Origin of the sequence: Okeania sp. SIO2F4 (assembly GCF_010672385.1) — a bacterium.
Taxonomy (GTDB): Bacteria; Cyanobacteriota; Cyanobacteriia; order Cyanobacteriales; family Microcoleaceae; genus Trichodesmium.
The window spans coordinates 20556-27230 of record NZ_JAAHGT010000036.1 but is presented as its reverse complement, the minus strand read 5'-3'; the positions used below and the strand labels follow the sequence as shown (position 1 = coordinate 27230).

Genomic DNA, 6675 nt, shown 5'->3' with positions numbered 1-6675 from the left:
TTTTTTTATTGGGGTCTAATAAAATGGGAACCCAAGGATCTAATAAAGCTAATAAACTAACTTCTGCACCTTGCTGAAGTAACTGCTGTGCTATTTCAAAAGCAACAACTCCTCCAAAAGACCAGCCACCTATTTGATAGGGTCCTTGTGGTTGAAATTCTTGAATAGTTTTGATATAAAACTCAGCCATATCTTCAACATTAGTCAAGATTTTTTCCCCTTCAACAAACCCCTGCGCTTGTAAACCATAGAAAGGTTGATTATTACCTAAATAATTAGATAATTCCTGATAATAAAATACATGACCTCCAGCAGGATGTACGCAGAAAAATGGTTGTTTATTTCCCTGAGTTTGTAAGGGAACTAGAGAAGAAGAAGTAACTTGAGTTTCTCCACGAATTAAACTACCTAAATCTTCAATAGTAGGATTAGTCAATAAAGTAGATAAAGGTAATTGTTTGGCAAAGCGTTGCTGAATTTTTGCCATTAAATTAACTGCTAAGAGAGAATGACCTCCTAACTCAAAGAAATTATTTTTAATTCCGACTGGATTAATATTCAGAATTTCTGACCACATTTGTGCTAGTTCTTCTTCTATACTATCGCGCGGTGCAACAAAATTATCGCTCTGACTAAAACTAGAAATATCAGGTGCAGGTAAAGCGCGACGGTTAACTTTCCCACTGGGAGTTAAGGGTAGTTCCGACAACACCACAAAAGCGGAGGGAATCATATATTCTGCCAATTTTTCCTTCAGATATTGTTTTAATTGAGGTACGACATCTTGAGTGGTTTCAGTTTCGGGTACAACATACGCGACTAAACGTTTGTTACCAGGTTGGTCTTCCCTAGCTAATACTACCGTTTCTTTGACTGCGGGATGTTGACTGAGAGTAGTTTCAATTTCTCCAATTTCAATGCGGAAACCCCTAATTTTAACTTGGTTATCAATGCGACCTAAAAATTCGATGTTGCCATCAAACAGATAGCGAGCTAAATCTCCAGTTTTGTATAGGGAAATATTATCCCCCCTAACCCCCCTTTGTAAGGGGGGAACTTCATCTGGTCTCCCCCTTTCCAAGGGAGACCGAAGGGGGATTTCTTCTGGTGTGTGTGTTTCCAACTGGGAAATATTATCCCCCCTAACCCCCCTTTGTAAGGGGGGAAGTTCATTTGCTCTCCCCCTTTCCAAGGGTGACCGAAGGGGGATTTCTTCTGGTCTCCCCTTTCCTAAGGGTGACGGAAGGGGGATTTCAATAAATCTTTCCGCAGTTATGTTTGGACGGTTAAGATAACCGTTAGCAAGACCGACTCCACCAATATAAAGTTCTCCGGGAACGCTGATGGGAACTGGTTCTAAATTTCTATCCAAAATATAAAGTTGATTGTTAGCAATAGGACGACCAATAGGCGGTAATTTCTGCCAATTTTTAGCAGCACCTTCTAGAGTATAAGCAGAAACAACATGACTTTCTGAAGGTCCGTATTGGTTTTGCAATTTACAGTTGGGAAGTCGGTTCATCATTACCACTAGGTCTGGAGTCACCTGCAACTGTTCTCCTGCTGTGATAATTTCTCGCAGTGGAGGTAAAACTTGACATTGATCAGCAACTGTTGCTAACTGCTGTAATGCTACAAAGGGCAGAAATATTCTTTCTATCTGAGTCTCAACCATAAATTTCATCAGAGCAAAACTATCGCGTCTGACTTCTTGAGAAACTAAGACCAGAGTACCTCCTGAATACCAGGTTGCAAAAAATTCTTGGAAGGATACGTCAAAACTAATGGGAGAAAATTGTAATGTTCTCGCACCTTCACCTACATTTGCTTCTTCTCGCTGCCACATAATCAAGTTAACCAAAGCGCGTTGACTCATGGCAACTCCCTTGGGTTTACCTGTGGAACCAGAAGTGTAGATGATGTAACCTAGATTTTCTGGGGTGACTCCACTGCTAAAATTTGCTGTAGAAAATTCGGCGATCGCTTCCCAGTCTCTATCTAAACAAACAATCTGTGCTTGATGTTCTGGCAATGATGTCAATAATGATTCCTGAGTCAGCAAGACTGACAGTTGTGAATCAGAAATCATATAAGCTAAACGTTCTGAGGGGTAGTTGGGATCTAATGGTACATAAGCTGCTCCCGCTTTCAGAATTCCTAATAATCCCACAACCATTTCTAGGGAACGTTCGACACAAATTGCTACTAAACTTTCAGGTTTAACTCCTAATTTTTGCAAATAGTGGGCGAGTTGATTTGCTTGACTATTTAATTCTGAATAAGTCAGTTTTTCTTCACCAAAAATTACTGCTATTGCATCTGGTGTTTTCTCAACTTGACTCTCAAATAACTGATAAATACATATGTCTTGAGGATAATCTTTTTTTGTCTCATTCCAGGCCACCAAAATTTGCTGTTTTTCTGCCTCATTCAGGATTGATAATTTATCCACTGGTGTCTCATAATTTTCTACAACTGCTGTTAGTAAATTCTGGAAATGTTCGGCAATTTGAGCAACAGTTTGAGCCTCTAATACATCACTATTATATTTAAACTCAGCCAACAGAGATTCCGGTAATTCTGTTATTTCTAAACTCAGTTCAAAGTCTACTTTTTGTTCTAGCAGTTCAAAGTATTCTAATTCTAGTTCTTTTGCCTTGAATAATTTCTGAAATTTCTGATAACCAAAAGCCACCTGACAGATTGGATAATGACTCAAATCAGCAGATTTTAATTGTTTCACAAGTAGAGCATAAGGATAATCTCGATAATTCTCAGTTTCAAATATTGTCTTACTAACTTGAGTTAAAAAATCTGTAAACTTAATATTCTCTGAAACTGAATTTCTGACAACTGTAATATTAGTAAAATTGCCGACTACTCCTGCAAATGATGGTTGATTTTCTCGATTTTGTAATAAACCAACCAGAATATCTTCCTCTCCCGTGTAGCGGTAAAGCAGAACTTTAAATACTGCTAATATTATCTCCTCCTGTTTTACTTCTAAGGTTTTTGCTAGTTGTTGAATTTTTTGATTTAATTCAGAGTTGATAGTTGATGTTACAGCAGTACCATTATAAGTTCTCATACTCGGACGAGAAAAATTTGTTGGTAATTCTAGGATAGGTAAATTATCCCCTAACTTTTCCTGCCAATAATCACCAATTTCTTTTCCTGCCAAACTGTTGAGAAATTCTAACTCTCGATCTATATAATCCGTATAAGTCGAATTTAGTGGGAGTAAATTTGAACTAATATCATTAATCTTTGACTCGTAAATAGTTACAAACTCATCCACTAATATTGATAGAGAGTAGCGATCGCCTGCTATTTGATGCAGAGTCAACAATAAAATATTTTCTGTTGCCGAAATACTAAATAAACAAGCCCGAAATACTCCACCAGTTTCCAGATTAAAAGCAAGCTTTACTCGCTCCGATAATTGTTCATTTAATTCGGCATTATTCCAGGATGAAGCATCTATTTCTTCCCAATCAATCTCCACATTTTCCCGAATTTCCGAAATAATATTTCCATCTTGTTCAGAATATAAACTCCGGAGAATAGAATGACGTTCAATTAATATTTGTAGTGTATTTTTAACAGTTGGAATATCTACAAAAGATGTCATCCTAATTGCTATAGATATTTTATCCGCCAAACCCGTTGGGTTGAACTTATACAGAAACCAATTTGCTTGCTGTATGTGAGAAGAAAGCGATCTTAGATTAGACATAACTTTATTGATGTTGTTTGAAATAACAAATCGGTGTATAAATTAATCTGTGCCAGATAACAAGAAATCCTGCGGTATCATCACTACTACATCTCTTGCAAAAGTGATAAAAAAATGGGTAGTTCTACATAGTAATGGCGAATTTGTTTTAGGACTTAGGCAGAAACCTGGTTTATTGAGGAAATTTTGTGATTTGAACAACAATCATTAGAGTAATAAACCCGGTTTCTTGTTTGGGAGCACAAATCATGTGTTTGTTGTTTTTTTGATAGTATTTTCAACTTTTGTACCAGTTTAAAAAAATAATGTTACGAATAGTAAGGGCGATAAAAATACTTTACAGCAAATGTCTCTTTGACGAAAAAGATAATTTATGACCTAAAAAATGGTATTGACACCATTCCCATGCGACTCCTGACTCCTGACTCCTAAAAAGTCCCCCAAGCATTTGTAAAAAACATTTATCAAACTGGTATTACATGGATTCCTAATTAAATCTCAAAAGTTAGCATTTTAGGCAAGAGTTGGGCAAAAAAATTACTCCCGTAGGGACTTGCATGCAACGTCCCTATCCACTTCCCCTACTCCTTAAACCCTAAACATTAACGTACTTAAACGTAGAACTCCCAGCAACACGAGTCCGTTTAGCCGCCACATTCCACAACTCTAAAACCACATCCTCCAAACTTTGCCCATCAGCTTGAAGCATCCGCGAAATCATGCTAATTTTTCCAAAAGTCCAAAATAAACCTGCTTCCAGCAAATAGGGTTCATTGGTTTCAGCGTGTACCCGAAAATCATACAAAGAATAATCGCGACAACCCAATGCAATATGAGCCGTTTTAGCTGCATTCGCTACTTTCTCAAATAACTCTGGGGTAACATTCGCCGGACAAACTACCTTAGCTACAGGTTTCTCAGGTTGCTTTCTAGGAGTGCCGTCAGATTGGAGATCGTACTTATCATGTAGAGTTCTAATAGGATGTTCTTTGGTGACTAAATATTCTATCATTGATGGCACCCACAACTTACCTCCCCTCTCAACCACACCAACACGCAGTTCTCTTCCTGGAATGTAATCTTCCACCAACAAGGTATTGTCAAGTTCAAACCCAACCCGCAATGCTTCTGCTATTTCAGCTTCATCCCACACCAATGTCACACCCAAAGAATTATCTTCCGAAGTCGGTTTCACTATAAAGGGAGGCTTCATTGTTAAAGTATCTCCCTGCCGTAGTTGCTGCGCTTTAGCCACTCGCACTCCAGATGCTGACACAACGTTGCGTGTGTGAGCTTTATTAGTTGCTAGTGCCGTACAATGGGATGCAGATCCTACTACAGGTATACCGAGCAGATCCTCAAAAAAAGCTCGGAAACTTGTCATACCAGGAAAACAGAACATATAGGGAACTACAACATCAATTTGAGGCAGTCGCGGAATCATATCCTGAAGTGACATTTTGTCTGACAATGAATCTAAAGACGTTCCCAACTGCCAAAACCCATCAGGATTTACCACTGCATAATAACTGCTAACACCGACTGGTTGCACTACTTCTTTGGCATAAATTATTGATAGGTTGTAATAGAAGTTGGAAACACGGGAACCTGCCAGGTGCAATACCCGCAATGTAGGCATTGTGTCTATTGTGTCTGGGGACGACTGTTGATTTTGATTAATTATTTCTGATTTCATCACTAATTCATTGTTCAGGACTTACGCAAATTCTTAGACAATACGCTATCCATAGAGGGCGATTCGCGAATCGCCCCTACTAGATCGGTTTTGGGTAAGTCCAGTTGTTTATGGTTTGACTATAGCAGGGAATAGTTGAGGTTGAAAACCCCTAAAATCTTAATTTTGACTTTTGACTTTTAACTTTTCACTACCTCTGAGTTTAGAGCAGACTTACTAGAGATTGCCAAATACATTCCCAATAAAATTATTAAGAAGCTTACCAAAGTCGATAGGTTAAGATTTTCCGAGAAAATTACCCAACCTTCAATCGCACTAATAGCTGGAATAAATAATGCAACTAAGCTAGTAAACCCAGCAGATAATTTTTTCAAACAATAAGCCCAAAGTCCTACTCCTAGCATTTGACCACAAATAGCTTGAGCAATAACTGGAAGCCAACCAGTTAAGGAGCTGGGAAAAAATTGATTCTCTGTAATTAGAACTACAGGTAAGAGCAATAAGGCACTGGTTGTTGAAGACCAAGTCATAATTGTAACTGGGTTGAAGTGAGTGCGAAGTTTCTGAACGATGAGTGGGTGTATGCCAAAAAATATTGCTGAGAGTAATGCTGCTAAATCTCCTAATAGTTGTTCGCTAATTTTGAATGAGAAAAGGTCATTTATATCTAACAAGGCAGAACCACAGATCGCCACAAACATACCCAGTAGAAATCGGCGATTAAAGGTCTGACTCAAAGCTAACCATGCTCCTAAGACAGTAAACATAGGCACTAAATTATGCATAATGCTAGAGTGAGCAATGCTTGTCTGAGTTAAAGACCAAGACCAGAAGATCAAACCAATAGATAAAAGAACCCCATCTGCTATCAGTAGCTTGACTGCTTTCGCTAGATGGGGTTCCTTTGGTTCAATTTGAGTTTCATTTTTTCGTTTTCGGCGACGTACAGTTAGTAATTGGCTCACTAACCCAAAGGCAATAGCCGCAATCCAAAAACGATTAAATATTGTAGCATTTGGACCAAGTTCATATTCGCTTAAACGGATGAAAATTGGTGTTAAAGATAAACAAACCATGCTACCAAATAATGCAGCTAAGGAGTCTATCGGTAATAGTGATAAATGGTTGAATTGTAATACTTTAGCTTGAGCGTTCATCTTTTTCCCGATTTATAAAATTGACAAAGTAGTAGTATGGTTAGGACTTACGCAGCACAAGGTATTTCCGTCCCTATCGACCGATA

At 38.2% G+C, this 6675-nt stretch carries 3 protein-coding genes; all 3 read right to left on the bottom strand.

All coding sequences use genetic code 11. From position 1 onward, the window contains the following. Positions 1-3736, bottom strand: a 3736-nt coding sequence (locus tag F6K22_RS04320; RefSeq protein WP_293093719.1) for a non-ribosomal peptide synthetase, incomplete at its 3' end; no start/stop codon positions are given. A 595-nt stretch (positions 3737-4331) separates the two neighbouring features. After that, positions 4332-5432: a D-alanine--D-alanine ligase family protein gene (locus F6K22_RS04315; protein ID WP_293093715.1), complete on the bottom strand. Its 1101-nt coding sequence runs from the start codon at positions 5430-5432 to the stop codon at positions 4332-4334. A 179-nt stretch (positions 5433-5611) separates the two neighbouring features. Further along, on the bottom strand, positions 5612-6589 hold the full coding sequence (locus F6K22_RS04310) for a DMT family transporter (protein ID WP_293093713.1): 978 nt from the start codon (positions 6587-6589) through the stop codon (positions 5612-5614). Between the last annotated feature and the right edge of the window lie 86 nt (positions 6590-6675).

Bases quoted from the DNA above. Each gene is read 5' to 3' on its own strand.
- F6K22_RS04315 (WP_293093715.1), bottom strand. From the start codon at position 5,432: ATGAAATCAGAAATAATTAATCAAAATCAACAGTCGTCCCCAGACACA.
- F6K22_RS04310 (WP_293093713.1), bottom strand. From the start codon at position 6,589: ATGAACGCTCAAGCTAAAGTATTACAATTCAACCATTTATCACTATTA.